Genomic DNA, 25411 nt, shown 5'->3' on the forward strand with positions numbered 1-25411 from the left:
CCGGTGCGGCCGGGCGACGACGCGGGTTGGTCATTCCTTGGTCAGGCGGGCGTTGGTGTCCTCGACGGACTCCTCTGCCGGAGCCCCGTTGACCGCCTCCGCTGTGGCGCCGTTGACAGCGCTGTGCGGCGGCTGCGGCTCGGCGGCGGGCGCGTCCGGCTCGAGCTCGGAGTCGTGCGACTCGAGCTCGGCCGACTCCGCGGCGTCCTCGGTACGCACCTCGCGCACCGCGGCGCGCAGCCAGGTGGTCACGACGTCCTCGGCGATCTCCAGATCGATGGTCGTCTCGTCGAGATCGACCACGGTGCCGTACAGGCCCGAGGTGGTGGTTACCCGATCGCCGACCTTCAGGTTCTCCTGCATGGAGGTAGTGTTGGCGGCCTCGCGCTTCTGACGGCGGACACCGAGGAACATCGGCACCAGCAGGGCTACCAGCAGCAGGGGAAACAGCAGTTGAGCCATCGTTGTCGTCGGTCCTAGGTTCTGTCGGTTGGAAGCGGTCCGGCGGACGCCGAACTGCCAGCGTAGTACCCCAGTCTGCCATCAGCTCGCCGTTACCGCCCACGACGGTCGCCACGAGCACCCGTACCGACGCCGACTCCTCGCGACCGGGCGGTCGTCCCCGGGGTCGGGCGAACACTACCCCACCGGGCGAGTACCCGGCCGCGCGGCCACCACCCGACCGCGCCGAAGGCGGCGAAGCGGACTCAGGCGTGTTCGTAGACGTAATCGTCCAGCGGGAAGCTGACCGCCTCGCGATGGGCGTTCAGGGTACTGGTCGGGCGCAACAGCGCCGCCTCGCCGTGCTGGTTGAAATAATAGCTGCGCGCGGTCGAGCAGTGCCCGTCGTAGAACACCGAGGACTCCAGCTTCTCGGTCACCCGGTCCAGGAATTCGGTGTTGGCCCGCCCGGTCACCTCGAACACCCGGGCGTCTCGCCGGAACATCTCTCCGAACAACCGGCCCATATGTTTCATCTGCGCCTCGATGGTGGTGAAGTACGACAGGCCGCTGTAGGAGTACGGGCTGTTCAGGCTCAGGAAGTTCGGGAACTTCGGCACCGTGATGCCCTCGTAGGCCTGGAATCGATTGTCCCGCCAGAACTTTCCGAGATCCACTCCGTCCCGGCCGATGATCTCGATGGCCGGGAAGTTCACGTCCCACAGATTGAAGCCGGTGGCCAGTATCAACGTGTCGATCTCGGTCGTGCGGCCGTCGGTAGTGACGATGCCGCCGGGTTCGACCCGTTCGATCGAATGCGTCTCCAGATGCACGTGCGGTTCGTTGAACGTCTTGAAATAGGTGTTCGAGAATGTCGGCCGTTTACAGCCGAAGTCGTAGTGCGGGGTGAGTTCGCGCCGGGTCCGCGCATCGCGCACCTGGGTCCGCAGATGGGCCTTCGCCAGCAGGCCGGCGCCCCGGTTCAGCAGTTTGGCCTGCCGGAAGTGCAGGACGCCGATCACCATCAGGGCCTCGAGCGCGGTGGTGTTGGCCAGGCGGGCGGCCTGCTGGGTGAGCGGCACCCGATCGAAGATGTTCTGCACCACGGGTGGGATCGGCATGTCGATTTTGGGCACCACCCAGATCGGGGTGCGCTGGAATACCGTCAGCTCGTTCACCACCCGCGCGACTTCGGGTACGAGTTGCACGGCGGTCGCGCCGGTGCCGATGATCGCCGCCCGGCGGCCGGTGAGGTCGTAGTCCTGATCCCAGGCGGTGGTGTGGATGATCTTGCCCGTGAAGGTTTCGATACCCGGGAACGGCGGGGTGTACGGCTGGGACAGGAAACCGGTCGCGGTGAGCAGATAGCGGGCGGTCAGCGGTTCGCCGCCCTCGATGCTCACGACCCACTGACTCTCTTCGGCGTCCCAGCGGGCGCCGGAGACGACGGTGTCGAAGCGCATCCGCCGGCGCAGATCGTATTTGTCCGCCACGTGTTCGGCGTACCGCTTCAGCTCCGCGCCCGGCGCGAACAGGCGCGACCAGTGCGGGTTGGGTTCGAAGGAGTACGAGTAGGTGACCGAGGCGATATCCACGGCGAGTCCGGGGTACCGGTTCACGTGCCAAGTCCCGCCCAGATCGCTCTCCCGTTCCAGGATCACGAAATCGCCGAGTCCGAGCCGGTCGAGCTCGATGCCCGCACCCATGCCACCGAACCCGGCTCCGACCACGATCGCATCGAATCGAGGCGCCACAACGAACCTCCGTTACGCAAAGTATCTGATACAGAATGACACATCATTCGCCTCCGGCACAGCCCCGCAGCGCCGTCGACGAACCGGCGCACATCGAGATCCGACCGAATAATTGTGACCCGCACTACATTCCGCCCCGGCCCGTAGTAAGAATGTTCGATGTGACGACCCAGGACGCGCGGATCACCCGCTTCGCCAGGACCACCGCCGGAGACCGCGGCTACGACGCGGCCGAGGTGGACGCCTTCTGCGAGCGGATCGCCGCGGCGTTCGGTGGCCGGGCGATGCTCACCGCCGCGCAGATCCGCGAGCACGAATTCTCCTCCGCCGCATTCGGACACCACGGCTACGACCGCGATCAGGTCGACGACTACCTGGACCGCGCCTGTGTGGATCTCGAATACGCGCGCCGCGGTGACACGCCGCATCCCGGCCCGGCGCGGCTGAGCCCGCGCGATGTTCAGCGGCTCCGGTTCTCCGCTCCCCCGGCCGGACGCGACGGCTATGCGGCCGCGCAGGTCGACACCTTCCTCGACGTCGTCGCCACCACCCTCGCGCACGCCGGGCCAACCGGATTGAGCAGCCAGGAGGCACGCGCGGTCGACTTCGGCCCGGCCGAACCCGGCGACGCGGCTTATCACGCCGACGAAGTGGACGCCTTCCTGGACGTCGTCGTGCGGACGCTCGCCGAGCAGGAGCGGACGCACATCGCATCGTGAGTAGTGTGGGCACCCGATCCGGCCTGCCGAGCGGAAAGGTGATGCATGCACTGGGATCAGATGACGGCCACACCGGACGACCTGCGCAAGCGGGCAACCCGCCTGCGACGGGGCGTCGGGCAGCTCGGCATCATCGAGGCGATCCTCGACGCCGCGTACGGGCCGTGGCTGGGTGTGATGGACGCAGACGGCCGCGGCACCGCCGAACTGCGCATGCACCTGGCGGGCCGCTACCGCCTGACCGCGGTGGTGACGAGCGCCGGGAAGCTCAGCCTGGTGCAGATGCACGCCCCCACCGTCGGCGAACGGGTGATCTCGGGTAAACCCGCACTGCGGCAGGGCTGGGACGAGACCGTGACCATGCCCAAACAACCCGATTGGCTGGACTACGTCATCGATTGGGTCGGCGCGGCGAGCGCCGACGTGGACCGCCGCACCGTCATCGCCTGGCAGCTCGAGGGCGCGGACCGCCGCCTGGCCGCGATGGACGACACCCTCGAGGGGATGCGGGCCAGCCTGGCCGAACGGGAACAGATCCGCCACGAACTCGCGACCGAGATCGACCGTCTGCGAACCGAATTCGACTCACTGCCCGAACGTTCCGCCGACACGAACGATCTCCCCACCGAATCGGGAAAGGTCACGGCCGAATTCTCTGGCGACCACGGCCCCACCGAATCCCACACGGCCGTAGCCGAATTCCCCACAGTCGAGGGCCTCGCGGAACCCGGCACGGACGAGCCCGAAATCCATGGCGCCCCCAGGATTTCCAACCCCGGCAGTCCCCCCGAGGATCACGTCCCCCGCCTTGGAGTGCTTCCGCAGCAGAATCCGGGCGCCATGTCCGCCACCGACATCTCATGAATCGACGCGAATACGCGGATCCGAGGTTCGGTATGAGTCAGGCGGATTCGAACGCGCGCCGATACATCCGCATGATGCACGCATCGGCGCGTTACGGACGGAGCCGTACACGACGCAGCGCCGTCCGGTTGAGGCCCGAACGGCGCTGCGCGAGGAAAGATCTCGTCCGGTGAATACCGGCCGAGTGGTTCCGGATTACGGGGTGGAATAACCGATCAGCGCGCCGATGCCCGCGCCGAGCGGAATTGTCACCAGAGCGCCGACGCCGCCGAGGAAGAAGCCGATCACCGCGCCGATGCCGGCACCGATCAATGCGCCCACACCCGCGTTGTACTGCTTGCGCGCGGTGGTGTCGGCGTCGTCGATCGACTTCACGATGTTCGACGACGCGGATTGCGGTGTGAGGGTGAGGGTTCGGCCGTCGTTCCCGATACGCGGGGTGAGACCGACGATCCCGGCGGCGGACCGCAGACCGAGCGGAACCGTGGCCACGACGGCGCCCGCGGCGTCGGTGAGCGTGACCGACCGGGCGTCGGGCGCGAGCGCGAACCGACCCGCCGCGACGGTCGCGGCCACACCGGTGTGGTCCGCGGTCGGCGCGACCGAATACTGCACGCCGTGATCGGCTCCCTGGATGCCGGTGGCGGCAGGAGTGACAGGCTGTGCTTGCACGACCCCCGCGGTGACGCCGGTGGCGCCGATCGCGAGCAGCGCGGTAGCAGCGAACTTCTTGGCTCTCATATGCATTCCCCTCAAATCCGTCGGTGATCTACCGACACGTCCGACCCCCGACGCTTCGACCGCATCCATTCTGGCGGAAGCCCCGCGGGGGCGGTCGTTTTTGGATCACATTGCCCGACAAGGTTTCCCTGGATGAGAGTGCCCGGAACCGCTGCCGCACGCCACCCGAACCGGGCGGGCGCTGTCGTTACCGCGGTGAACCAGCAGGTAGGCGCACATCGGTGATCTGGATCACAATGACGCGGCGAGTGTGGGGAAACCGTTGCGCGCCAGGCGGATAGCTCGCCCGACGGCCGAACCGATCACCTCCGGTGATACTGTCGCGGTCCGCCGGAGTACCGGCGCGCCCAGCCCCGGCGGCCACGGATGAATACGAAGAACAGCACCGGGAAAACGAAGAACGGAACGAAATGGGTCGTCACGGCAAGTACGACGGCGAGTGTCAGCACGGCAACCACCGCCACCGGAATCAGTGACCGGGGCGGCCGAGCCGGGCGCGGTGACTGCGGACTCACCGGACGCGGCAGGTCGCTGAACAGGACCGCGAGGTCCGCGTTCGTTTTCGCGGCGTAGGCACGGGCCACCCGATCATCGTATTCGTCGACCGCGAGCCGGCCCGCGGCGAAATGCTCACCGAGCGCCGCGGCGGCCTGTTCACGTTCGGCCGTGCCGATCCGCACGGCCCCCGAGCCCGCGAACGCTCCGAAGTCCGTGGAGTCTGAATCGGCCATCGCTACCGCCTCACCGGAAAGTGCCGACAATCGAGCTGCCACCAGGGTAGATCGTCCGCGGACCGGCGCGCCTGCGCCGCGATGCGTATTCACGGCTACGCTCGGCGGCGCAGCCCGGTCGCATTCGGCGCGGATATCCCGGATCCCTCGAATGCCCGTGCCCGCCCGCAATTTCCGGATATCCGGCGGCATTGTGCGTCGCATTCGGCCGAGAAGGTGTTCGCGCAGAGCCGAATCGGCTCGCGACAGGATATGGAAACCAGCACTGGCCAGGTATTTTCCCACAGACCGCGTTGTCGCGGTGTCATACGTTATCCGGCGATGCATACCCGTCAACCTGTTTTCCGGCAGCTGACGCGGTTCGGTTGCGTCGACGGGACCGCAAGATCGTCGTAGCGTCGATATGGTGACCGCACCGGAGAACCTCCCCACCACCGCGGGCGAGCTGCGTGCCGCCGGATATCTGCCGCGCAGCGTGAAGTCCGAGATCCGCGAGAACCTGCTGGCCCTGCTCAGCTCCGGCGGCGACCCCTGGCCCGGAATCGTCGGCTTCGACCGGACCGTCCTGCCGCAACTCGAGCGGGCCCTGCTGGCCGGACACGACGTCGTCCTGCTCGGCGAGCGCGGCCAGGGCAAGACCCGGTTGCTGCGCACGCTCATCGGGCTGCTCGACGAGTGGACGCCCGTCATCGCGGGCGCTGAGCTGGGCGAACATCCGCTCGACCCGATCAGTCCGGCCGGACGACGCCTGGCTGCCGAACTCGGCGACGATCTGCCGGTCGCCTGGCGGCACCGCTCCGAGCGGTACGCCGAGAAACTGGCCACCCCGGATACCTCGGTCGGTGATCTGATCGGCGATGTCGATCCGGTCAAGGTCGCCGAGGGCCGCAGCCTGGGCGATCCGGAAACCATTCACTTCGGACTCGTTCCGCGCGCGCACCGGGGCGTCGTCGCGGTGAACGAGCTGCCCGATCTGGCCGAGCGCATCCAGGTCGCGCTGCTGAACGTCATGGAGGAGCGCGATATCCAGGTCCGCGGCTATACGCTGCGCCTGCCGCTGGACGTGCTGCTCGTCGCCACGGCCAACCCGGAGGACTACACCAACCGCGGCCGCATCATCACCCCGCTCAAGGACCGCTTCGGCGCCGAGATCCGCACCCACTACCCGCTCGATGTGGAGTCCGAGGTGGATCTGGTCCGCCAAGAGGCCGAACTGGTCGCCGAGGTGGGCGATCCGCTGATCGAGGTACTGGCCCGATTCGTGCGTCAATTGCGTGAATCGCCCGCGATCGACCAGCGTTCGGGCGTATCGGCGCGTTTCGCGGTCGCAGCGGCCGAAACCGTGGCCGCGGCCGCCCTGCGCCGGTCCGCGATCACCGGGGAGAGCCCCGCGGTCGCACGGCCCGTCGACCTGGAGTCGGTGCCCTCGGTATTGCGCGGGAAGCTGGAGTTCGAATCCGGCGAGGAGGGCCGCGAACAGGAACATCTCACCCACCTGATGCGCCGCGCGTTCTCCGAGACGGCCCGCTCCCGCCTCGGCGGGGTGAATCTGCGCCCGCTGGCCACCGCGGTCGGCGACGGCAATCTGGTCACCACCGGCGAACGCGTCCCCGGCAAGGATGTGCTGTCCGCACTGCCCGAGCTCCCGGTTCTGCACGAGGTCGCCGAACGCCTCGGCGTCGACCCCACCGAACCGCCGACCCGGATCGCGGCCGCCGTGGAATTCGCGCTCGAGGCGCTGTTCCTGGCCCGGCAGGTCGCCAAGGACACCGATGACGGCATGGCGGTCTACGGTTCGTGACCGCCGTCGAATCCCCTTGTGAGAGATCATGACTGCCCCTGATCGCTACTCCTACGGCCCCTATCACGACGGCCCCGATCCGCTCGCGCCACCACTGGATCTGCGCGATGCCCTGGATCAGATCGGGCGCGAGGTGATGGAGGGCAGCTCGCCGCGGCGGGCGATGGAGGAGTTGCTGCGCCGCGGCATGCGCGATATGCGCGGCCTGGACGAGTTGACCCGGCAGGTCTGGCAGCGTCGCGCCGACATCACCCGGCACAACCGGCTCGACGGCACCCTGCAGGAGGTGCGTCGACTGCTGGACGAGGCCCTGGACGCCGAACGCCGCGCACTGTTCCCCGATCCGTCCGACGACGCCCGCTTCGCCGAGGCCCAGCTCGACGCGTTGCCGCCGAGCACCGCGGCCGCGGTGGGCGAACTGTCCGAATACGACTGGCGTTCGGAGACCGGCCGGGAGAACTACCGCAAGATCCGCGACATGCTCGGTCAGGAACTGCTCGAATCGCGTTTCCAGGGGATGAAGCAGGCGCTGCAAAGCACCACGCCCCAGGATGTCGAACGCATCAAGCGGATGATGTCCGATCTCAACGATCTACTCGCCGCGCATGCCCGCGGCGAGGACACCGAACAGCAGTTCGCCGAATTCATGGCCGAACACGGCGAATTCTTCCCGGAGAATCCGCGCGATACCGATGAGCTGATCGATGCGCTGGCCGCGCGGTCGGCCGCCGCGCAGCGCATGCTCAACTCGATGTCCGAACAGCAGCGCGCCGAACTGTCCGAACTGATCGGTCAGGCGTTCGGCGATCCGGACGTCGCCGCGCAGGTCGCCGCGCTGGACGCGAATCTGCGTGCGCTGCGTCCGGGTGAAGACTGGGAGTCCGCGCAGCGATTCCGCGGGCAGGATCCGCTCGGGATGGGCGAGGGCGCCCAGGCGATGCAGGATCTGGCCGAACTCGACGCCCTTGCCGAACAACTCGGCCAGTCGTATCCCGGTGCGCGGCTCGAGGATATCGACCTCGACGCGCTGACTCGCCAGCTCGGTGACGAGGCTCGCGTCGACGCTCGGCGTCTGGCCGAACTCGAGCGTGAGCTGCGTCGCCAGGGTCTGTTCGAACGGGCGCCGGACGGGTCGTTGCGTTTGACGCCCAAGGCATTGCGCCGCTTGGGCGAGACCGCGCTGCGTGCGGTCGTCGGGCAGTTGCGATCGCGGCGTGGCGAACGCGACACCGCTCTGGCGGGTGCGGCGGGCGAGCCGACCGGCGCGTCGCGGGCGTGGCGATTCGGCGATACCGAACCCTGGGACGTCTCGCGGACCGTGCGCAACGCGGTGCTGCGCTCCGCCTCGGCGGGCAGCCGTAGCGTGCGGCTGGACGTCTCCGATGTCGAGATCGTCGAGACCGAACAGCGCTCTCGGGCGGCCGTGGCGCTGTGCGTGGACACCTCCTGGTCGATGGTGCAGGAGGGCCGATGGGTGCCGATGAAGCGCACCGCGCTGGCCCTGCATCAGCTGATCAGCACCCGATTCCGTTCCGACGCACTGGAAGTGATCACCTTCGGCCGCCACGCGGGATCGGTTGACGTTTCCGAATTGACTGCGCTGGAAGGAGTTTGGGAGCAGGGCACGAACCTGCACCACGCCCTCCTGCTGGCCGGCCGGCACCTGCGACGGCACCCCGACGCGGTGCCGGTGGTCCTGGTCGTCACCGACGGCGAACCCACCGCCCACCTGGAATCCGACGGCGAGGCCTACTTCAGCTGGCCACCCCAGCCCCGAACCCTGGCCGTCACCATGACCCAGGTCGACGCCCTGGCCAAACTGGGCGCATCCATCACGGTATTCATGCTCGGTGACGAACCGCGCCTGGCCGCCTTCGTGGACCTGGTGGCCCGCCGCACCGGCGGCCGCGTCATCGCCCCCGACCTCGACGGCCTCGGCGCGGCCGTGGTCAGCGACTACCTGCACGGCCGCCGCCGACGCTGACCGTCGCCATGCCCCGGCTCGAGTTCTCCAGCTCCGCAGCGTGGGCGCGGCCCGGCCGGTTTCGATGCTCGGGTATTGCTGGTGGTCGTGATTCGCACATCGTAGCGGGGTGCTGGTTGCGGTGACCGGGCGGTCTACCCAGGCCGATTCGTGAGGGTTTCGGTGCAGCGGCGCCGCAAGCGATGTTCGCTGCGGATGTGCCAGGCCCATCGCCGGACGCGGCTAGCGTGAGGTTGCCCGTGCAATCGCCTGGATCGCTCGCAGGCGTCCGTCAGCGAGGGCTTCGACGAGGTTGTCGATCCGTGTGCCGAAGTCGGGGACGAACGCGTGGAGTCCGAGCGGACCGGGAGGCAGCGCGCGCACCATTCGCATCGTGGCCACGGCCGTTTCGGTGAGGTCTGCCCAGTGCTCGATGGTGAATCCGGCGCCCTCGACGGTAGCGCTCAGCGCGGCCGGAGTCATCAGGTGGCTGTGTTCGGGCAGATCGGCCCAGGGCACCGGGTAATCCGGTTCGCCCTTTTCGCTGGAGGTGATGTCCCACATGGCAAGTCGGCCACCGCGGGTCAGGACGCGGCGCGCCTCCCGATAGAGGAGATTCTTATCGGCCACGTTCATTTGGACGTGCTGACTGAAGACCACGTCGAAGGACGAGTCGATGAACGGGAGATCCGTGACATCTGCTTGCCTGACGACGATTCTGTCGTCCAGGCCGACCAGACGGTTGAGCCATCGAGCCGTGTCGCAATAGCTTTCGGCCAGATCGATCGCCGTCGTCCTGCAGCCGAAGCGCGCGGTGAGGTACCGCGCGGTGCCGCCGATGCAGGTACCGGCATCGAGCACGTTGCTGCCGGGTTCGATGTCGAGCAGATCCGCGAGTTGCTCGGTCGCGATACGTCCGCTGGTGTGGAAGTCCTCGAGCATTCCGAGGTCGGCAGCCTGGAGGTGGTCGAGGTCCTTTCCCGCGGCGATGAGGGCTCGTTCGATGTCCGACCGGGATGAGCCGGTCTCGTAGGGAGAGGGGATACGCGCGCGCGTCATGTCTTTTTCCTTCATTCGTCAGCGCCGCCGACGGGCTGGTGCCCGATCGATGTCGGCTCAGGGGGTGGTCCGGGTTCGGTGACAGGTCGCAGTCGATCGAGAACCTCGCGCCTCCCGAGCGCGGTGAGCCCGAGAGCGGTGGCACCGTCGAGATTTATCAACCCGGTGAGCAGCCCGAGGACGGCGCGGGGTGGACCCTCGATGGTCAGGTCCGGGTCGGCGACGCGGCCGACTCTGGCGTGGACCCGGCCGTCGCCGAACTCGACGACCGCGTGTTCGCCGGAGGCGATCAGTTGGATGGTCAGCGGTGGGCCGTCGGGATCGGCGTCGGTGGTGAACCACGCCGGCACATAGGCGAGCCACTGGGCTCGGAACGCGTCGCCGGGCCGCTCGGTAACCATGAATCGCATGCCCCACAGGCCGAGCGTCCGCAGGGTAGGTTCCAACGCCCGTCCGGTCTCGGTGAGTTCGTAGAGGGTGGTCGCGACAGGAGGCGGTGCGGAAGTGCTGTCGATCAACCCGCTCTCCTTGAGCTCGCCCAGTCGGGTCGACAAAAGGTTGGCGGCGATGGTGGGGAGTCCGTTTTTCAGGTCCGTGAATCGGCACGGCCCCTGTACGAGCAACTCGCGAACGATCAGCAGTGTCCAGCGGTCGCCGACGAGGTCCAGAGCTCGGGCGATCGAGCAGTATTCACCATAGCTTCGCATGCAACGAGCATAACCTCGGGAGTTGAGTTTTTCAACTTATAGGTTGTTTTTTTCTATCAACGATGGTTATGGTTCCACCATGACTCGTCTTCGATCCAAACCGCTTGTACTTCTGGCCCTGCTGGTGGCCGCCTTCGTGATCAACGTCGACACCACCCTGGTCAACGTCGCGCTACCGACGTTGACCACGGAAATCGGTGCGACTACGACGCAATTGCAGTGGGTGGTGGATGCCTACAACCTGGTATTCGCGGCGCTCCTGCTCACCTGCGGCAGCGTCTCGGACCGCCTGGGACGCAAGGGCATGCTGCTGGCGGGCCTGCTGGTGTTCGGTGTCGCGAGCTTCGTCGGCGGCTTTGCGACAACCCCCGGCGGGCTCATCGCCGCACGCGGCGTGATGGGCTTGGGAGCCGCGATGACGTTTCCCGCCACACTGTCGCTGCTGACCGGCGTGTTCGTCAGCCGCAACGAGCGCGCGCTGGCGATCGGGCTATGGGGCGCCACCGGCGGAGTGGCCATCGCGCTCGGGCCGATCGTCGGCGGCTTGCTGCTCGAGCACTTCAGCTGGTCGAGCATCTTCTACGCACTGGGGCCGGTCTCATCGGCCGCCATCATCCTGGCCGCATTGTGCGTGCCACGGGAGAGGATCCCGGCATCGCCCGGGATGGACTTTTTCGGCCTCGCCTTCTCGGGCGGATTCATGGCCGTGCTCGTCTACACCGTCATCGAGGCACCGAACCGAGGCTGGACCGCATCGGCCACCCTGCTGGGTTTTGCCGCTGCGACGGTCTTGCTGATCGCGTTCGTTGCGGCCGAAAGGCGAACCGACCGCCCCATGCTCGACGTGCGACTGTTCGCGAACATGCGTTTCAGTGCGGCCAGCGGGGCGGTCACGGTGTGCTTTTTCACGCTGTTCGGCTTCATCTTCTTGATGACGCAGTACTTCCAGTTCATCCGCACTTACGGCGCTCTGTCCACCGGCGTTCACCTGCTCCCGGTCGCGGTCTCGGTCGCGATCGGCTCCGCTGTTGGCACGCGGCTCGCGGTCGAGGTCGGCACCAAGGCGATCGTCACACTTGGGCTGGTGCTGCAGGCAGGCTTCTACTTCTGGGTCGCCGCAGGCATAACGCCTACCTCCAGGTACGAGATCATCGCAATCCAGATGGTCGTCTACGGCTTGGGCATGGGCCTGACCTCGGCACCCGCGACCGAATCAATCATGGGGGCCGTCCCAGCTCGTCAGGCCGGCATCGGGTCCGCCGTCAACGATTCCACCCGACTGCTGGGCGGCACGCTCGGCGTCGCTGTCATCGGCAGCGTCTACGCCTCCCTTTACAGCGCTCGACTCGACACCGACCTACCCGAACATCTTCCGTCCGCGCTGACCCGCGTCGCCCATCAGTCGGTCGGCGGCGCGTACAGCGTTGCCGGACAGCTGTCCGCGGACGGTCGCAGCGTCATCGGGAACGCGGTACACGCCGCGGCCACGAACGCCTTCGATCACGGACTCGCTATCGGCTGCCTCGTGGCCGGAGCCATCGCCGCCGGAGGCGCACTGCTCGCGGCCGTGTTTCTGCCCGCCCAACCTCCTCGAGAGTCCGAAACACCGCACGGCCCAACCGAACCGATCATCGCCCGGGACCGGGCGTGAGTCCGAGAACAAGAGCCCGAATTTCCGAAGTCGCGGTCGGCGCCCGATGCGTCGGCCATGGAGAATGGAGTCGCCATGTCATCTGTCCCCTGGTACTTGTGGGCGCTGGTAATCGTCGCCATCGGACTGATATTGCTCATGACAGCGAGACAGTTATGGATGTCGGCCAAGGCCGTGGGAGTGGACAACAGAGCGGCATTGCGTCTGTCGGCGTTGTTCGTCGCCGGATACGTCGGATGGATCCTGGTGACGGCGGTGTTGGCCGCCGGCCACGTGTACCGGCTGGATGACGCCACCACCAAGCCGTGGGTAGCGTTGGGATTCGCGATACCGGTGATCGGGCTACTCGTTTCGACCCGACTGCCGATCGCCCGGAGTGTCCTGTCCGATCCACAGATCTTGTCGCGACTTGCCCGACCGCATGAGGCACGCGTGGCCGGTGTGATCTTCCTGATCGTCCTGGCGCTGGGCGGGTTGCCGCCGGCCTTCGCGCTTCCAGCCGGTCTCGGCGACATCGCGATCGGCCTGGCCGCGCCCAGGGTGATCCGCAAGTTGCGTAACGGCGACGGGACTCGCCGGTTCATCTTGTTCAACATCCTGGGGCTGCTGGACATCAGCGTTGCCTTCGCGGTCGGATTCCTCGGCGGACCGGGCAATACACGGCTGCTCCACCTGACCCCCACGACACAGCTGATCTCCACGCTGCCACTGGTCCTGATCCCCACGGCGGGTGTGCCCCTGCTGTTCACGCTGCACCTCATCTCGCTGGCGAAACTGCGGACCCGGATCTCCGCCACCGCCACCCAGGCCCAGCCCACGCTCGTCGTCGGCTGATCGAAACTCGCACCCCACAAGGAGAATCCGATGACCCTGTCCGCCGACACCGCGCGCGTCCGTCGCATCACTCACTCTGTCAACCGGTTCGTTATCGAGGCAGATGACACGTTCGACAACGTGTGCCGCCGCTTCGAGGAGTTGGTACCCGACATCGACTTCACCGCGCTCACCGAGATGGTCAACGCCGGTGACCTGGAGGCCGTGACGAGATATACCGCGGAACGCACGCCCAACTCGTTCGCGAACTTCTGGACGTTGGACCCGACCGCGATGATGAAGCTGCGGGGCAACGACACTCGTGCGGTCACGTACATGATCGGCAACAACGTGATCGCCGAGACCATGTTTCGACACGATGCGGGAATCATGCTGTACGCACCCATACGCGTTGCCATCTATACCGACGGCGACGACCGCACCTTCCTCGGCATCGACCAGCCGTCCACGCGCTTCGACAGTTTCGGCAATCCCGACATCGCCGGCGTCGGAAAGTTGCTCGACCGGAAGCTCGCTGTCGTGCTGGGCCTGCTCGGTGTGACCGTGCCAACCGAACTCACGCCGAGTGCGCTGTGACGCACGGGCAACCGGACGATGCCTCCGACCCGAGGCATGCCTCGACATTATCGAATGAATGCTGTGAACCCAGGTCAAGGCGAGTTGTAGTCGATCTCGCCCGCCATGTCGGACTCCAGGAAGCTGCTTACTCGAACAGGTCGAGCGTGGGGTGGGATTCACGGCCGCGGACCTCGATGGAGCCGAAGACGAGGTCGGGGGGTGGGACCAGGCCCAGATGTTCCCAGGCGGCCGCAGTGGCAACCCGGCCGCGGGGGGTGCGGGCGACCATTCCGGCGCGGACCAGGAATGGTTCGCACACCTCCTCCACCGTGGCGGCCTCCTCGCCCACGGCGACGGCCAAGGTCGAAACACCCACGGGGCCACCGCCGAAGCTGCGGACCAGCGCGCCGAGCACCGCGCGGTCGAGGCGGTCCAGGCCCAGGCCGTCGACGTCGTACACGGCCAGGGCGGCCTGGGCGATATCGACCGTGATCAGGCCGTCGGCGCGAACCTCGGCGTAGTCGCGCACCCGGCGCAGCAGGCGGTTCGCGATCCGGGGGGTGCCGCGTGACCGACCGGCGATCTCGGCCGCGGCATCGGATTCCAGGCGCACTCCCAGAATGTGCGCCGAACGCTCCAGAATGCGTTGCAGCTCATCGGCTTCGTAGAAATCCATATGTCCGGTGAATCCGAAGCGGTCACGCAGCGGACCGGTCAACGCACCCGAGCGCGTGGTCGCGCCGACGAGGGTGAACGGCGCGATATCCAACGGGATCGAGGTCGCCCCGGGCCCCTTGCCGACCACCACGTCCACCCGGAAATCCTCCATCGCCAGATAGAGCATCTCTTCGGCCGGGCGAGCCATGCGGTGGATCTCATCGATGAACAGCACGTCGCCCTCGACCAGATTGCTCAGCATCGCGGCCAGATCACCGGCACGCTCGAGCGCCGGACCGGACGTGATGCGCAACGCCGAGCCCAGCTCCCCGGCGATGATCATCGCCATACTGGTCTTCCCCAGTCCGGGCGGCCCCGACAGCAGCACGTGGTCGGGAATGCCACCGCGCAGTTTCGCCCCGCGCAACACCAGCGCCAACTGTTCCCGCACCCGCGGCTGACCGATGAAATCGTCCAGGGATTTCGGCCGCAGACTCGCCTCGACCTCACCGTCCGAGTTGAGATAGCTTGCGGTGACCGGGGATTGCTCCTCCTCGAACTCCTCACCCATCCGCCGCTACCGGTTCTTCCCGAGCATGCCCAGTGCCGCGCGCAACGTCTTGGCGGTGTCGAGTCCCGGATCCTCGGCCAGGACAGTGTCCACCGCCGGTTCGGCCTGTTTGGCTCCGAATCCGAGTCCGACGAGTGCCTCGATCACCTGCTCGCGCACCGGCGTGACCACCGGAGCGGGTGCGACGCCCGGCGGACCGGATTGCACCGGAACAAGATTCACCTTGTCGCGCAGTTCGACCACCATCCGCTCGGCCCCGCGCTTGCCGATGCCGGGTACGCGGGTCAGCGCGGCCACATTGCTCTCGGCCAGGGCCTTGCGCAACGCCTCGGGTTCGAGCACCGCCAGGACCGCCATCGCCAGCCGGGGCCCCACGCCGGAGACGGTCTGCAACAGACCGAACAGATCCCGCGCCTCGGTATCGGCGAAGCCGAACAGGGTCATCGAATCCTCGCGGACGATCATCGCGGTGAACAGTCGCGATTCCTCACCGCGAGTGAGGGTGCTCAGCGTCGCGGGTGTCGCGTTGAGCCGGTAGCCGACCCCGGCGGCCTCGATCACCGCATGGTCGAGGCCGATCTCGAGCACCTCACCGCGTACCGACGCGATCACCGGTTCACCGCCTTCCGTTGCCGGGCAAGTCGTTCCGCATATCTGCGCCGCTGTTCTTCGGCCATGGCCTCCGCCTTGGCCATGCGCTCCTGCATCGGCGCCCGCCAACAATGACAGATCGCCAAGGCGAGCGCATCGGCGGCATCGGCCGGTTTCGGCGCGGTCGCCAGGCCCAGGATCCGGGTCACCATCGCGGTCACCTGCGCCTTGTCCGCGGACCCGTTACCGGTGACCGCCGCCTTCACCTGACTCGGCGTGTGGAACGCCACCGGGATACCGCGCCGCGCCGCGGCCAGCGCGATCACGCCGCCCGCCTGCGCGGTACCCATCGCGGTGCGCACGTTGTGCTGGGAGAACACCCGCTCGATCGCGACCGCCTCGGGCCGGTGGGTATCCATCCACTGCTCGGCCGCATCGGAAACCGCCAGCAACCGATGTGCGAGATCCATCTCCGGCGGCGTGCGCACGACATCCACGCCCACCGCGCTCACCCGTCGCCCCAGCCCACCCTGCACAACGCTCAGACCACACCGGGTGAGCCCGGGATCCACACCCATCACCCGCACGTAAGCACCCCTACCTGATTCGCGAACAGTTGTTCGAAGTCTAGAGGACGACCATCGACCCGCCCGATACCGACACGGAGCGCCCTACCGCGCCGATGCACCCGCCCGCATGTGCGCGGGCAGGCACAGCAGGGCCGGATCGTTCGCGCGAGCTGACCACTGCCGCATGGGATCGCCGACCAACCGTCTTTCCCCAGGTCCAGCAATCCGCTGAGCCGACCGACGGTGGCCGACAATTCTGCCCAGCTATATCAGAGACCACCGACATCTTTCCCGCGAGAACGCTCGGATCGCCTCGTTCTCGAATACGCCTGTCACGTCAGCGCGTTCTCGAATGCCCGGTACCCGTCGGCACCGAACAGTACGAAACTGATCCGCCGCACGTCCGTACGCGCTCCCCGCACCGTCTCGATCGCGATTCGAGCACCGTCGTCCATGGGCCAGCCGAAGACTCCGGTGGATATCGCCGGAAAAGCGACCGTCTCGGCGCCCAGCTCGTCGGCGATGGCCAGGGACTCGCGATAGCAGGAGGCCAACAGCTCCGAGCGATCGTCGCGGGCCGACCACACCGGGCCGACCGTGTGAATCACCCAGCGCGCGGGCAGATTTCCGGCGGTGGTGGCCACCGCGGCGCCGGTCGGCAGCCCCTTGCCGTAGCGGGATGCGCGCAGATCCCGGCACTCCGCGAGAATGGCCGGGCCACCCTTCCGGTGAATCGCGCCGTCCACTCCCCCGCCACCCAGCAGAGTGGAGTTCGCCGCGTTCACCACCGCGTCGACGGCTTGCTCGGTGATATCGCCACGCACCAAAACGAGTTCGGCCATGTCAACATTGTGCCCGGTCGGCACGCCCGGCAGCCGAACCGCCATAGCGCGGGACGCGGTCGTATTCTTCTCGCCCTCGCATGGGAGCCGCGCCGTAGCCGCGTGCACGGGCGAAGTCGTCCCATGTGACCGGACAGCGAGAGCATCCTGCCCGGCACGAGTCGACCGAGTTTCTCCGCGCTCGGACTTTCCGCAGTCTCGAAGATGCCGCCGGCCGGAACGATGCCGGCCGGAACCTGACGGTCGCATACCGTACGAGCATGGCCTGGCTATTGTTGATCGTCTCGGGATTGATGGAGACCGCGTGGGCGATCTCGTTGGAGAAGTCCGAGGGATTCAGCAAGCTGTGGCCCAGTGTGGGCTTTGTGGCGGCGCTGGCGCTGAGCATGGCCGGACTCGGGTACGCGTTGCGCACGATTCCCGTCGGCACCGGCTACGCGGTCTGGGTCGGCATCGGCGCGGTCGGCACAGCTCTGGTCGGGATGTTGTGGCTGGGTGAATCCGCCGCCGTGGGCCGCGTCGTATGTCTGCTGCTGATCGTGGCGGGAGTGATGGGGCTCAGGACATTTCACTGACCGCCGCGGGCATGGCTGTACAGCGGTCCGCACCGACCGCCGGCGCGGACCGCGAAATGCTCAGCAGTACTGGCAGACTCCGGTGGCAGGCAGCTGAATGAAGCACTGCGCGCACACCGCCGGAGCCGCGACCGGATCGGGCTCCGGCTCGGCCGGACGCGCGGTGACCGCTCCGCGGCGGGCCGCGACCTTCGGCGTCAGCGGCGGCACGCCACCGTCGGCCGGAACGTCCGCACCGTAGGTCTGGTAGCACTGCCAACGCGCGTACGCCGCATGCAGTTCCAGATCCTCCGGCCGCGGCAGCCCGGCGAGTTCGAGAACGTATTTGTAGCTGTCCCCGACGGTGTGGTTGGCCCGGACGCACAATGCGGTCAGCGGGGGCTCTCCCGCGCTGTGGCAGCGGCGCGCGACCTTGCGCAGGATCGCGTCCATCCAGGTTCGGGTCGGGGCGTTGGTACGCACGCCCGACATCTCCTGCACCCGCTCGGCCAACTCTTCGACGGTAACGAAATGTCCATAGCCGGTGGCGGTTTCGGCGAGGACCCCATGGGCGGCCAGCGCCCATGCGACGGCGGCGTCACGGAACGACACTGCCGTGTCGTCGCCCGCGCGCCATGCTCCTGAAATTGTGGTGGCGGCAGTTTTCATAGCCCTTCAAAAGTAACCCTCGAGCCTCGCTCGCCGAGCACCGACCCACCCCTTTCGGCCATTTCGTCGTCGATTTTCACTCCGGTCCGGCAAGTTCGCTCAGTGTGGCCCGCGCTCCCTTCGTGTGCAGCGATTCCAGAGCGGCCAGATAGGGACGCAGGAATCGCGGCTCATCGATCAGATCACCGAATACCGAACGGTCGCACAGGAATGCGGTCGGATCGGTGCGCTGCCGCTGCGCCAGCGGCAGCAGCCGATCTCGCAACCGGTCGACCACCTCGATCGGCTCGCCCCGTTCGTCGACTCCCTCGGCGTAGCGCGCCCAACTCGCCACGATAGCCGCGGCACAGTCGATTTCACCGCCCGCGGCCAGCCGCTCCCGGATGACCGGCAGCACCCACTTCGGAATCCGGTCCGAGGATTCGGCGCACAGCCGGGCAATGGTGTCACCGATCGCGGGATTCCCGAAACGTTCGATCAACGTGCGTTTGTAGCGGTCCAGATCGACGCCCGGGACCGGGCGCAACGTCGGGGTGGCCTCGAAATCCATGTACCGCATCAGGAATCGGTCGAACAGCGGATCCCGCGCGGCCTCGTCGACCATCCGGTAACCGCACAGGTGTCCGAAGTAGGCGATCCCCTGGTGACTGGCATTGAGCAGACGCAACTTCATCAACTCGTAAGGGGTGACATCCTCGACCACCTGCACTCCGACCTCTTCGTAGGCCGGTCGGCCGAGAGTGAAGGAATCCTCGAGCACCCACTGTGTGAACGGTTCGGTGATCACCGGCCACCGGTCGGTGATTCCGCTGCGGCGCAATACTTCCGCCGCCGCCTCCGGTGGGGTGACCGGGGTGATCCGGTCCACCATCGAATTGGGGAAGCTCACCTCCCGATCGATCCAGTCGCCCAGGTCCGGATCACGCAATCGGGCGAAGGCGCCGAACACTCGCCGGGCGACATGGCCGTTGCCCTGGATGTTGTCGCACGACATGACCGTGAACGGCGCGATGCCCACCGACCGCCGCCGCGCGAGCGCCTCGACCACGAGACCGAATACCGTGCGCGGCACCGCGCCCGGCTCCAGATCCGCGGCCACGGACGGCTCGGCGGCGTCGAATTCGCCGGTTGTCGCGTCGATTCCGTAGCCGCCCTCGGTGATCGTCAGCGAGACGATGCGCGTGGCCGGATCGGCCAGTTTCGCCAGCACCGCCTCCGGGTCGTCGGGCGCGTAGAGATATTCGATGATCGAGCCGATCACCCGGGTGTCCCAGGCGCCGTCGGGACCCACCACCGAGAGGGTGTACTGCCCGTCCTGCGCGGTGAGCACATCGCGCATGCGGCGATCACCGGGCAGGACGCCGACGCCGCAGATGGCCCACTCCTTCGATCCGCCCCGCCCGAGTAGCCGGTCGACGTACATCGCCTGATGCGCACGGTGGAATCCGCCGACTCCGAAGTGCACGATTCCGGCCGTCAATCCGTCCCGGTCATAGGTCGATGGCGAAAGTGTTGTGTGCGTCACATGCCCGATGGTACCGTGTTGCGAGCAATAGATCACCCCGTGAGCAGATGATCATTCGATGAGGAGCATCGTGGCCCCTGAACCCCGGCCCAGCAATCCGGAGGACGTCCGGATGGCGCTGCGTGCCGCGCGGCTCTACCACTTCGAGGGCGCCACCCAGGCCGAAATCGCTGCCGTACTGGGCGTTTCGCGCCCGACCGCCGGACGGCTCATCGCCCGCGCCCGAGCACAGGGCCTGGTGCGCATCGAGATCGTCGTCCCCGAAGAACTGCGCGCGCAGCTGCACACCGATCTGGAACGCGAGCTCGAGGCGGCCTACGGGCTGACCGAGGCGGTGGTGCTCGGCGAGGCGCCCGACGACTCACCCGCGAGCCTGGCCCCGCTGGCCCGCGCCGCGGTCGCGGTGCTCGGGCGCCGGCTGCGCCCGGAGGCCACCCTCGGATTCACCTGGGGTCCGGAAACGATCGCCGTGGCCACCGAATTGGGGCCGCACTCGGCGCGCTGCGCCACCGTCGTCCAGCTCGACGGCTCACTGACCTCCTCGGACTACCAGACCGGCGTCGAATTCACCCTCGGCCGCTGCGCCACCCAACTGCAAGCCACCCCGGTCCGCCTGCACGCACCGCTGTACGCCGACGCGGCGACGGTCACCGCGCTGGAGCAGGATTCGGTCCTCGGTCGCGCCATCGCGCTGGGCCGCGCGGCCGAGGTGATGATGTTCGGCGTCGGCACGGTCTCCACCGCGACCACCCTGTTCGAGGGCAGCTATCTGGACACCGCCCTGCTCGACGAGCTGCGCGGCCTCGGCGCGGTCGGCGAGATCGGCGGCCGCTTCTTCCGCGCCGACGGCACCGAAATCGCCGGATCCCTTGCCGCACGCACGGTCTCGGTCGGCCTCGACGCGATCCGCGCCTGCGGCTGCACGGTGCTGATCTCCGGTGGCGAGCCCAAACACCAGGCCGTTCTCGGCGCGTTGCGCGGCGGGCTGGCCACGATCCTGGTCACCGACATCGAGTGCGCGCGGTGGCTGCTGGAAAAGAAGGAGGGCGCAGGCCCATGACAACGCCCAAGAACAAGAACGGCCCCGGCCGCATCAGGCGGCACGCGAAAGGTCTAGCGGCACTGGCACTCTCGTCAGTGCTAGCGCTCAGTGGCTGTGCGGGTGCGGGTTCGTTCACCTCCGGCGGCGGCCGCACGGTCACCATCGCGATGGTCTCCAATTCACAGATGCAGGACGCGATCAAACTCTCCAGCGAATTCGAGCGCGCCAATCCCGGTATCAAGCTCAAATTCGTCTCGCTGTCGGAGAACGAGGCGCGCGCCAAGATCACCTCCTCGGTCGCCACCGGCGGCGGCGAATTCGACGTGGTGATGATCAGCAACTACGAGACGCCGCAGTGGGCCGCGGACGGCTGGCTGACCAACCTGGCTCCCTATCAGGCGAAAACCCCGGGCTACGACGCGGCCGACTTCATCTCCTCGCTGCGCAAGTCGTTGTCCTACAAGGGCGATATGTATTCGGTGCCGTTCTACGGCGAGTCCTCGTTCTTGATGTACCGCAAGGATCTGTTCCAGCAGGCCGGTCTGACCATGCCCGATCAGCCGACCTGGGATCAGGTGGCCCAGTTCGCCGCCAAACTGGACGATCCGGCGCACGGGCATTCCGGGATCTGCCTGCGCGGCGATCCGGGCTGGGGCGAGACCCTGGCCCCGCTGGACACGGTGATCAACACCTTCGGCGGTCGCTGGTTCGACGAGAACTGGCATGCCCAGCTCACCAGCCCGGAGGTGGAGAAGGCGGTGAACTTCTATGTCGACCTGGTCCGCAAGCACGGCGAACCCGGCGCGGCGACAGCCGGTTTCAGCGAGTGCGCCACGCAGTTGTCCCAGGGCGACACGGCCATGTGGTACGACGCCACCTCAGCGGTCGGCGTGCTCGAGGATCCCTCGGCGAGCAAGGTGGTCGGCAAGATCGGCTACGTCCTCGCTCCGATCGCGCAGAAGCCGAATTCCGGCTGGCTGTACACCTGGTCGCTGGGCATCCCGAAGACCAGCCACAATCCGGACGCCGCATGGAAATTCATCTCCTGGATGACCAGCAAGGAGTACATCCAGCACGTCGGCGCCGAGCTCGGCTGGTCGCATGTGCCGCCGGGCAGCCGCAACTCCACCTACCAGATCCCGGAGTACGCCGAGGCCGCCAAGGCGTACGGACCGGTCACCCTGCAGGCGATGTCCACCGTGGATCCGGAACATCCCACGGTGCAACCGGTTCCGTACACCGGCATCCAGTTCCTGGCCATTCCGGAGTTCCAGGATCTGGGCACCCGGGTGAGCCAGCAGATCAGCGCGGCGATCGCCGGGCGGGAGAGCGTGCGGACCGCACTCGAGCAATCCCAGGAATATGCCGAGACCGTCGGCAGGTCGTATCGAGGGAATCAGTAGCCATGTCCACGTCCATGCATACCCCCACCCCACCACCCCGGTCGGCCACCACGGCCCCCGCGGCCACCCCGCCGTCGGACATCATCCGACGCGCCCAGAGCGTTTCTCGAGCCGAGGGCTGGCGCAAGCGCGGCCCCCTGCTGCCCGCGCTGATCTTCATGATCGTGGTCACCCAGATCCCGTTCGTGTTCACCCTGTACTACTCGACGCAGTCCTGGAACCTGGTCCGGCCGGGTTCGCGCCACTTCGTCGGGCTGGGCAACTACGCGGATGTGTTCCGGGACAACCAGTTCTGGTCGGTCACGCTCAATACGGTCATCCTGATCGTCGGCACCGTGATCGTCTCGGTGGTCCTCGGACTACTGCTGGCGCTGCTGCTCGATCGCACCTTCCTCGGGCGCGGCGTGGTTCGCACCCTGCTGATCACCCCATTCCTGGTCACGCCGGTCGCCGCGGCGCTGATCTGGAAGACCACGATGCTCGATCCGGTGTTCGGCCTGGTCAACTTCGTGCTGAAACCGTTCGGAGCCGGCCAGACCGATTGGGTGAGCAAATTCCCGCTGCCCGCGGTGATGGCCGACATGGTCTGGCAGTGGACGCCGTTCATGATGCTGCTGATCCTCGCCGGCCTGCAGTCCATGCCCCGCGACATCACCGAGGCCGCCCGGGTGGACGGGGCGAATTCGCTCCAGGTGTTCCGCGAACTCACCCTGCCGCATCTGCGGCGCTTCATCGAACTGGGGACCGTGCTCGGCGCGATCTATCTGGTCAACACGTTCGACTCGGTGTACATGATGACCCAGGGCGGGCCCGGTATCGCCAGCTCCAACCTGCCCTTCTACATCTATCAGCGCGCCTTCCTCGGCTTCGACATCGGCCAGGCCGCGGCCATGGGCGTGGTCACCGTCATCGGCACGACGGTCGTCGCGACGTTCGCATTACGACTGCTGTTCACCTCGTTCACCGGCAAGGAGGAAGCAGCTTAACGGTTCTTCCGCCTGAAGGCGGGAGATATCCAGCTCAAATCGCAACCGAACCAACCACCCGGAGGAGGTGATCCGCTTGTCTTACATCTTCGACACTGACGTGGCCCCGTTCTGCCACGGCCAGAACCACTCTGGCAGCATTCCGATCACGACTGTCGGCGAAACCGCAGTCCTCGCACCGGAAATCCCTCTCGTGCAGCTCCAGTCGTTGTTTGGCTCTCGCAAAGCAGGAACTACACGTCATCGTTGTGTACGCGGGCCGGACCATCACCACCTTTCGCCCGGCCCGCACGGCACGCTCGACAAGTTCACGCTTCACCACGCCGATCGCCGCGTCAGCAGCCTTGCGCGCCATCGTCGACTTGGCCAGGAACACCGGCTTGAAGTCCTCAACCGCGATCAGGTCATGGGTATGGACAACACGCTTGGCCCACACTCGGGAGTCGTGCGTGGTTTGCCGAGCAGCTTTCTTCGCCAGCCGGGCGGCACGGCGCTTGGCATCGGCATAACCCCGCGACTGTGGTCGGCCCTTCCGATGACGCCGGGCCATAGTGCGTTGGGCCCTCGTCAACTCGGCCGCACATCGCTTGCGGTACCCCCGATGCGGCAGATCGAACGCCTCGTTAGTGGTGGTCGCTGTGGTGGACACACCCCAGTCGATACCGATTGCACCTTCACCGTACGAAGGGGGCTGGATCTCTCGGCGCACCACGAAGGAGGCATACCAGCATCCCAGACTGTCACGGTAGACACGCACCGACGTGGACGGCGAGGGCAGTTCTCGCGACCACACGACCGGAATCGTGATGCCCTTGGGCAGGCACAACCGGCGGTCGCGGATGGAGAACCCGCGTGTGGTGTACTCCAGCGAGGGCAGGGAAGCCTTGCGGGACTTGACCTTCGGTCGGCCACGCCCTTTCACCGTAAACGAATGGTCCAGCGCCTGCGCGTAATCGCGAAGCGTCTGCTGCTGGGCGACCTGCGACCCCTCACGCAACCACTGGAAGTTCGCCCGCGCCTCGGTCAGCATTTTGCCCAGCCGTGCGAACGTCGGCTTCCGTCCGGATTTCTGCTGATGCACCGCTTCGTTCCACAACCAGCGACAGCGGCCCCACTCGGCCAGCAACGAAGTCTCGGCGGTGCGTCCAGGCCGCAACCGGTACGTGTATCGCACCACCTCATCCATTCGAACATACTATCGAAAGACGTTGTCATGCACCACAACCAGGACAGCTACCCAGTCCTCCCCGCGGTGCGTCGCGGCGCATACAAGACGGAATCCCGATGACGACTATTACCACCGCATCCACAACATCCGCGGCGCAACAGGTTCCGGTGCGCCGCCGCCGTAACCGGGCCGGTATCGGCTGGGGCATTCTGGCCTGGGTCGTCGGCATCGGGATGTTCTTCCCGGTGCTGTGGATGGTGCTCACGGCGTTCAAACAGGAGGGCGACGCCTACACCAACACCCCGAAGCTGTTCTTCGTGCCCACGCTGGACCAGTTCTCGGCGGTGTTCTCCAGCGGTGTCGGCACGCCGCTGCTCAACTCCGCCTTCGCCACCATCGTCTCCGCGATTCTGGTTCTGGTACTGGGCGTTCCGGCGGCGTTCGCACTGTCGCTGCGCCCGATCACGCGCACTCGCGACGCGCTGATGTTCTTCATCGGCACCAAGATGCTGCCCATCGTGGCCGCGATCATCCCGCTGTACGTGATCGTGGGCGATCTCGGCATGCTGGACAACATCTGGACGCTGGTCATCCTCTACACCGCGATGAATCTGCCGATCGCGGTCTGGATGATGCGCTCGTTCTTCCTGGAGGTGCCGGGCGAACTGCTCGAGGCGGCCAGCATGGACGGCGCGAGCCTGTGGACCGCGATGCGCGAGGTGATCCTGCCGCTGGTCTCCCCCGGCATCGCCGCCACCGCGCTGATCTGCGTGATCTTCTCCTGGAACGAATTCTTCTTCGCGGTCAACCTGACCGCCGTGCAGGCCCAGACCATGCCGGTGTTCCTGGTCGGCTTCATCACCGGCGAGGGCCTGTACTGGGCCCGGCTGTCCGCCGCGGCCACCCTGGCCGCCCTGCCCGTCGTCCTGGCCGGTTGGTTCGCACAGAACAAGCTGGTGCGTGGGCTGTCCTTCGGCGCCATCAAATAAGAGCTCGAGTGAGGTAAACGAC

25 protein-coding genes are annotated in these 25411 nt (G+C 66.9%); 12 read left to right on the forward strand and 13 right to left on the reverse strand.

Features of this window, described 5'->3' with window-relative positions; genetic code table 11:
- Positions 1-30: 30 nt before the first annotated feature.
- Together yajC and NV1_RS13125 are read right to left on the reverse strand one after the other, a co-directional pair.
- A complete protein-coding gene (gene yajC, locus NV1_RS13120; RefSeq protein WP_067890142.1) occupies positions 31-462 on the reverse strand; it encodes a preprotein translocase subunit YajC in 432 nt (143 codons plus the stop codon).
- Positions 463-707: 245 nt separating this feature from the next.
- Entirely contained in the window at positions 708-2195 is a 1488-nt protein-coding gene (locus tag NV1_RS13125; protein WP_067890143.1) for a flavin-containing monooxygenase, read from the reverse strand.
- Positions 2196-2356: 161 nt separating this feature from the next.
- Here NV1_RS13125 and NV1_RS45105 point away from each other — a divergent pair, with 161 nt between their 5' ends.
- Positions 2357-2914 carry a DivIVA domain-containing protein gene (locus tag NV1_RS45105; protein ID WP_169813325.1) on the forward strand — a complete coding sequence of 186 codons (558 nt, stop codon included), beginning with the start codon at positions 2357-2359 and terminating at the stop codon, positions 2912-2914.
- A 45-nt stretch (positions 2915-2959) separates the two neighbouring features.
- Entirely contained in the window at positions 2960-3778 is an 819-nt protein-coding gene (locus tag NV1_RS13135; protein WP_067890162.1) for a hypothetical protein, read from the forward strand.
- A gap of 195 nt (positions 3779-3973) precedes the next feature.
- Here NV1_RS13135 and NV1_RS13140 read toward each other — a convergent pair whose 3' ends face one another.
- Positions 3974-4519 (reverse strand): DUF8020 domain-containing protein, encoded by a 546-nt coding sequence (locus NV1_RS13140; protein ID WP_067890168.1) that lies wholly within the window; start codon positions 4517-4519, stop codon positions 3974-3976.
- A gap of 302 nt (positions 4520-4821) precedes the next feature.
- Positions 4822-5250, reverse strand: coding sequence for a DUF1707 SHOCT-like domain-containing protein (locus NV1_RS13145; RefSeq protein WP_067890571.1), 429 nt, complete (start codon positions 5248-5250; stop codon positions 4822-4824).
- Positions 5251-5653: 403 nt separating this feature from the next.
- Here NV1_RS13145 and NV1_RS13150 point away from each other — a divergent pair, with 403 nt between their 5' ends.
- Together NV1_RS13150 and NV1_RS13155 are read left to right on the forward strand one after the other, a co-directional pair.
- Positions 5654-7051 carry an ATP-binding protein gene (locus NV1_RS13150; protein WP_067890176.1) on the forward strand — a complete coding sequence of 466 codons (1398 nt, stop codon included), beginning with the start codon at positions 5654-5656 and terminating at the stop codon, positions 7049-7051.
- A gap of 28 nt (positions 7052-7079) precedes the next feature.
- Positions 7080-9035 (forward strand): vWA domain-containing protein, encoded by a 1956-nt coding sequence (locus NV1_RS13155; protein ID WP_067890178.1) that lies wholly within the window; start codon positions 7080-7082, stop codon positions 9033-9035.
- Between the two features lie 222 nt (positions 9036-9257).
- On the opposite strand, the gene NV1_RS13160 is transcribed toward NV1_RS13155, so the two are convergent.
- Together NV1_RS13160 and NV1_RS13165 are read right to left on the reverse strand one after the other, a co-directional pair.
- Positions 9258-10073 (reverse strand): class I SAM-dependent methyltransferase, encoded by an 816-nt coding sequence (locus NV1_RS13160; protein WP_067890573.1) that lies wholly within the window; start codon positions 10071-10073, stop codon positions 9258-9260.
- Positions 10074-10084: 11 nt separating this feature from the next.
- Positions 10085-10780, reverse strand: a complete 696-nt coding sequence (locus tag NV1_RS13165) for a winged helix-turn-helix transcriptional regulator (protein WP_084525335.1) — start codon at positions 10778-10780, stop codon at positions 10085-10087.
- A 79-nt stretch (positions 10781-10859) separates the two neighbouring features.
- Between NV1_RS13165 and NV1_RS13170 the strand changes: the two genes are divergently transcribed.
- The 3 genes from NV1_RS13170 to NV1_RS13180 all read left to right on the forward strand — a co-directional run bounded on the left by NV1_RS13170 (position 10860) and on the right by NV1_RS13180 (position 13841).
- Positions 10860-12431, forward strand: a complete 1572-nt coding sequence (locus tag NV1_RS13170) for a DHA2 family efflux MFS transporter permease subunit (RefSeq protein ID WP_067890180.1) — start codon at positions 10860-10862, stop codon at positions 12429-12431.
- A gap of 75 nt (positions 12432-12506) precedes the next feature.
- The gene (locus tag NV1_RS13175) at positions 12507-13265 is read left to right on the forward strand and encodes a DUF8737 domain-containing protein (RefSeq protein WP_157116869.1); all 759 of its coding nucleotides are present in this window, start codon (positions 12507-12509) and stop codon (positions 13263-13265) included.
- 30 nt (positions 13266-13295) lie between these two features.
- The gene (locus tag NV1_RS13180; protein WP_067890186.1) at positions 13296-13841 is read left to right on the forward strand and encodes a DUF302 domain-containing protein; all 546 of its coding nucleotides are present in this window, start codon (positions 13296-13298) and stop codon (positions 13839-13841) included.
- Between the two features lie 127 nt (positions 13842-13968).
- Here the strand turns inward: NV1_RS13180 and ruvB are convergent, their stop codons facing one another.
- The 4 genes from ruvB to NV1_RS13200 form a co-directional block, all read right to left on the reverse strand.
- A complete protein-coding gene (gene ruvB, locus NV1_RS13185; protein ID WP_067890188.1) occupies positions 13969-15051 on the reverse strand; it encodes a Holliday junction branch migration DNA helicase RuvB in 1083 nt (360 codons plus the stop codon).
- Between the two features lie 6 nt (positions 15052-15057).
- Positions 15058-15663: a Holliday junction branch migration protein RuvA gene (gene ruvA / locus NV1_RS13190; protein ID WP_067890191.1), complete on the reverse strand. Its 606-nt coding sequence runs from the start codon at positions 15661-15663 to the stop codon at positions 15058-15060.
- Complete coding sequence (gene ruvC / locus NV1_RS13195) at positions 15660-16229, reverse strand: crossover junction endodeoxyribonuclease RuvC (RefSeq protein ID WP_067890193.1); 570 nt, start codon at positions 16227-16229, stop codon at positions 15660-15662. The genes ruvA and ruvC overlap by 4 nt, the downstream gene beginning before the upstream one ends.
- Positions 16230-16543: 314 nt before the next feature.
- Positions 16544-17053 (reverse strand): O-acetyl-ADP-ribose deacetylase, encoded by a 510-nt coding sequence (locus tag NV1_RS13200; RefSeq protein ID WP_067890576.1) that lies wholly within the window; start codon positions 17051-17053, stop codon positions 16544-16546.
- A 260-nt stretch (positions 17054-17313) separates the two neighbouring features.
- Between NV1_RS13200 and NV1_RS13205 the strand changes: the two genes are divergently transcribed.
- Positions 17314-17628 carry a DMT family transporter gene (locus NV1_RS13205; protein ID WP_067890579.1) on the forward strand — a complete coding sequence of 105 codons (315 nt, stop codon included), beginning with the start codon at positions 17314-17316 and terminating at the stop codon, positions 17626-17628.
- A gap of 60 nt (positions 17629-17688) precedes the next feature.
- On the opposite strand, the gene NV1_RS13210 is transcribed toward NV1_RS13205, so the two are convergent.
- Both NV1_RS13210 and NV1_RS13215 read right to left on the reverse strand, forming a co-directional pair.
- Positions 17689-18276 carry a hypothetical protein gene (locus NV1_RS13210; RefSeq protein WP_245713698.1) on the reverse strand — a complete coding sequence of 196 codons (588 nt, stop codon included), beginning with the start codon at positions 18274-18276 and terminating at the stop codon, positions 17689-17691.
- A 76-nt stretch (positions 18277-18352) separates the two neighbouring features.
- A complete protein-coding gene (locus NV1_RS13215; protein ID WP_245713699.1) occupies positions 18353-19801 on the reverse strand; it encodes a mannitol dehydrogenase family protein in 1449 nt (482 codons plus the stop codon).
- Between the two features lie 58 nt (positions 19802-19859).
- Between NV1_RS13215 and NV1_RS13220 the strand changes: the two genes are divergently transcribed.
- From NV1_RS13220 to NV1_RS13230, 3 genes are read left to right on the forward strand one after another with little or no spacing between them, the layout of a single operon-like run.
- A complete protein-coding gene (locus NV1_RS13220) occupies positions 19860-20861 on the forward strand; it encodes a sugar-binding transcriptional regulator (RefSeq protein ID WP_067890197.1) in 1002 nt (333 codons plus the stop codon).
- On the forward strand, positions 20858-22246 hold the full coding sequence (locus NV1_RS13225) for an ABC transporter substrate-binding protein (protein WP_067890199.1): 1389 nt from the start codon (positions 20858-20860) through the stop codon (positions 22244-22246). The genes NV1_RS13220 and NV1_RS13225 overlap by 4 nt, the downstream gene beginning before the upstream one ends.
- 2 nt (positions 22247-22248) lie before the next feature.
- A complete protein-coding gene (locus NV1_RS13230; protein WP_084525336.1) occupies positions 22249-23232 on the forward strand; it encodes a carbohydrate ABC transporter permease in 984 nt (327 codons plus the stop codon).
- A 34-nt stretch (positions 23233-23266) separates the two neighbouring features.
- Here NV1_RS13230 and NV1_RS13235 read toward each other — a convergent pair whose 3' ends face one another.
- Positions 23267-24418, reverse strand: a complete 1152-nt coding sequence (locus tag NV1_RS13235) for an RNA-guided endonuclease InsQ/TnpB family protein (protein ID WP_067890201.1) — start codon at positions 24416-24418, stop codon at positions 23267-23269.
- A gap of 98 nt (positions 24419-24516) precedes the next feature.
- On the opposite strand from NV1_RS13235, the gene NV1_RS13240 reads away from it, so the two are divergent.
- The gene (locus NV1_RS13240; protein ID WP_067890203.1) at positions 24517-25389 is read left to right on the forward strand and encodes a carbohydrate ABC transporter permease; all 873 of its coding nucleotides are present in this window, start codon (positions 24517-24519) and stop codon (positions 25387-25389) included.
- The last annotated feature ends 22 nt before the right edge of the window (positions 25390-25411 follow it).

The organism is Nocardia vaccinii NBRC 15922, assembly GCF_001613305.1.
GTDB classification, from domain to species: domain Bacteria; phylum Actinomycetota; class Actinomycetes; order Mycobacteriales; family Mycobacteriaceae; genus Nocardia; species Nocardia vaccinii.

Excerpts from the sequence above, each read along its gene's own strand:
- NV1_RS13180 (WP_067890186.1), top strand. The coding sequence starts at position 13,296 with ATGACCCTGTCCGCCGACACCGCGCGCGTCCGTCGCATCACTCACTCT.
- NV1_RS13165 (WP_084525335.1), bottom strand. The coding sequence starts at position 10,780 with ATGCGAAGCTATGGTGAATACTGCTCGATCGCCCGAGCTCTGGACCTC.
- NV1_RS13160 (WP_067890573.1), bottom strand. The coding sequence starts at position 10,073 with ATGACGCGCGCGCGTATCCCCTCTCCCTACGAGACCGGCTCATCCCGG.
- NV1_RS13200 (WP_067890576.1), bottom strand. The coding sequence starts at position 17,053 with ATGGCCGAACTCGTTTTGGTGCGTGGCGATATCACCGAGCAAGCCGTC.
- NV1_RS13155 (WP_067890178.1), top strand. The coding sequence starts at position 7,080 with ATGACTGCCCCTGATCGCTACTCCTACGGCCCCTATCACGACGGCCCC.
- NV1_RS13135 (WP_067890162.1), top strand. The coding sequence starts at position 2,960 with ATGCACTGGGATCAGATGACGGCCACACCGGACGACCTGCGCAAGCGG.
- NV1_RS13205 (WP_067890579.1), top strand. The coding sequence starts at position 17,314 with ATGGCCTGGCTATTGTTGATCGTCTCGGGATTGATGGAGACCGCGTGG.
- NV1_RS13175 (WP_157116869.1), top strand. The coding sequence starts at position 12,507 with ATGTCATCTGTCCCCTGGTACTTGTGGGCGCTGGTAATCGTCGCCATC.
- NV1_RS13225 (WP_067890199.1), top strand. The coding sequence starts at position 20,858 with ATGACAACGCCCAAGAACAAGAACGGCCCCGGCCGCATCAGGCGGCAC.
- NV1_RS13240 (WP_067890203.1), top strand. The coding sequence starts at position 24,517 with ATGACGACTATTACCACCGCATCCACAACATCCGCGGCGCAACAGGTT.
- NV1_RS13170 (WP_067890180.1), top strand. The coding sequence starts at position 10,860 with ATGACTCGTCTTCGATCCAAACCGCTTGTACTTCTGGCCCTGCTGGTG.
- NV1_RS13220 (WP_067890197.1), top strand. The coding sequence starts at position 19,860 with ATGAGGAGCATCGTGGCCCCTGAACCCCGGCCCAGCAATCCGGAGGAC.
- NV1_RS13140 (WP_067890168.1), bottom strand. The coding sequence starts at position 4,519 with ATGAGAGCCAAGAAGTTCGCTGCTACCGCGCTGCTCGCGATCGGCGCC.
- NV1_RS13150 (WP_067890176.1), top strand. The coding sequence starts at position 5,654 with ATGGTGACCGCACCGGAGAACCTCCCCACCACCGCGGGCGAGCTGCGT.
- ruvB (WP_067890188.1), bottom strand. The coding sequence starts at position 15,051 with ATGGGTGAGGAGTTCGAGGAGGAGCAATCCCCGGTCACCGCAAGCTAT.
- NV1_RS13145 (WP_067890571.1), bottom strand. The coding sequence starts at position 5,250 with ATGGCCGATTCAGACTCCACGGACTTCGGAGCGTTCGCGGGCTCGGGG.
- NV1_RS13230 (WP_084525336.1), top strand. The coding sequence starts at position 22,249 with ATGTCCACGTCCATGCATACCCCCACCCCACCACCCCGGTCGGCCACC.
- NV1_RS13235 (WP_067890201.1), bottom strand. The coding sequence starts at position 24,418 with ATGGATGAGGTGGTGCGATACACGTACCGGTTGCGGCCTGGACGCACC.
- NV1_RS13210 (WP_245713698.1), bottom strand. The coding sequence starts at position 18,276 with ATGAAAACTGCCGCCACCACAATTTCAGGAGCATGGCGCGCGGGCGAC.
- yajC (WP_067890142.1), bottom strand. The coding sequence starts at position 462 with ATGGCTCAACTGCTGTTTCCCCTGCTGCTGGTAGCCCTGCTGGTGCCG.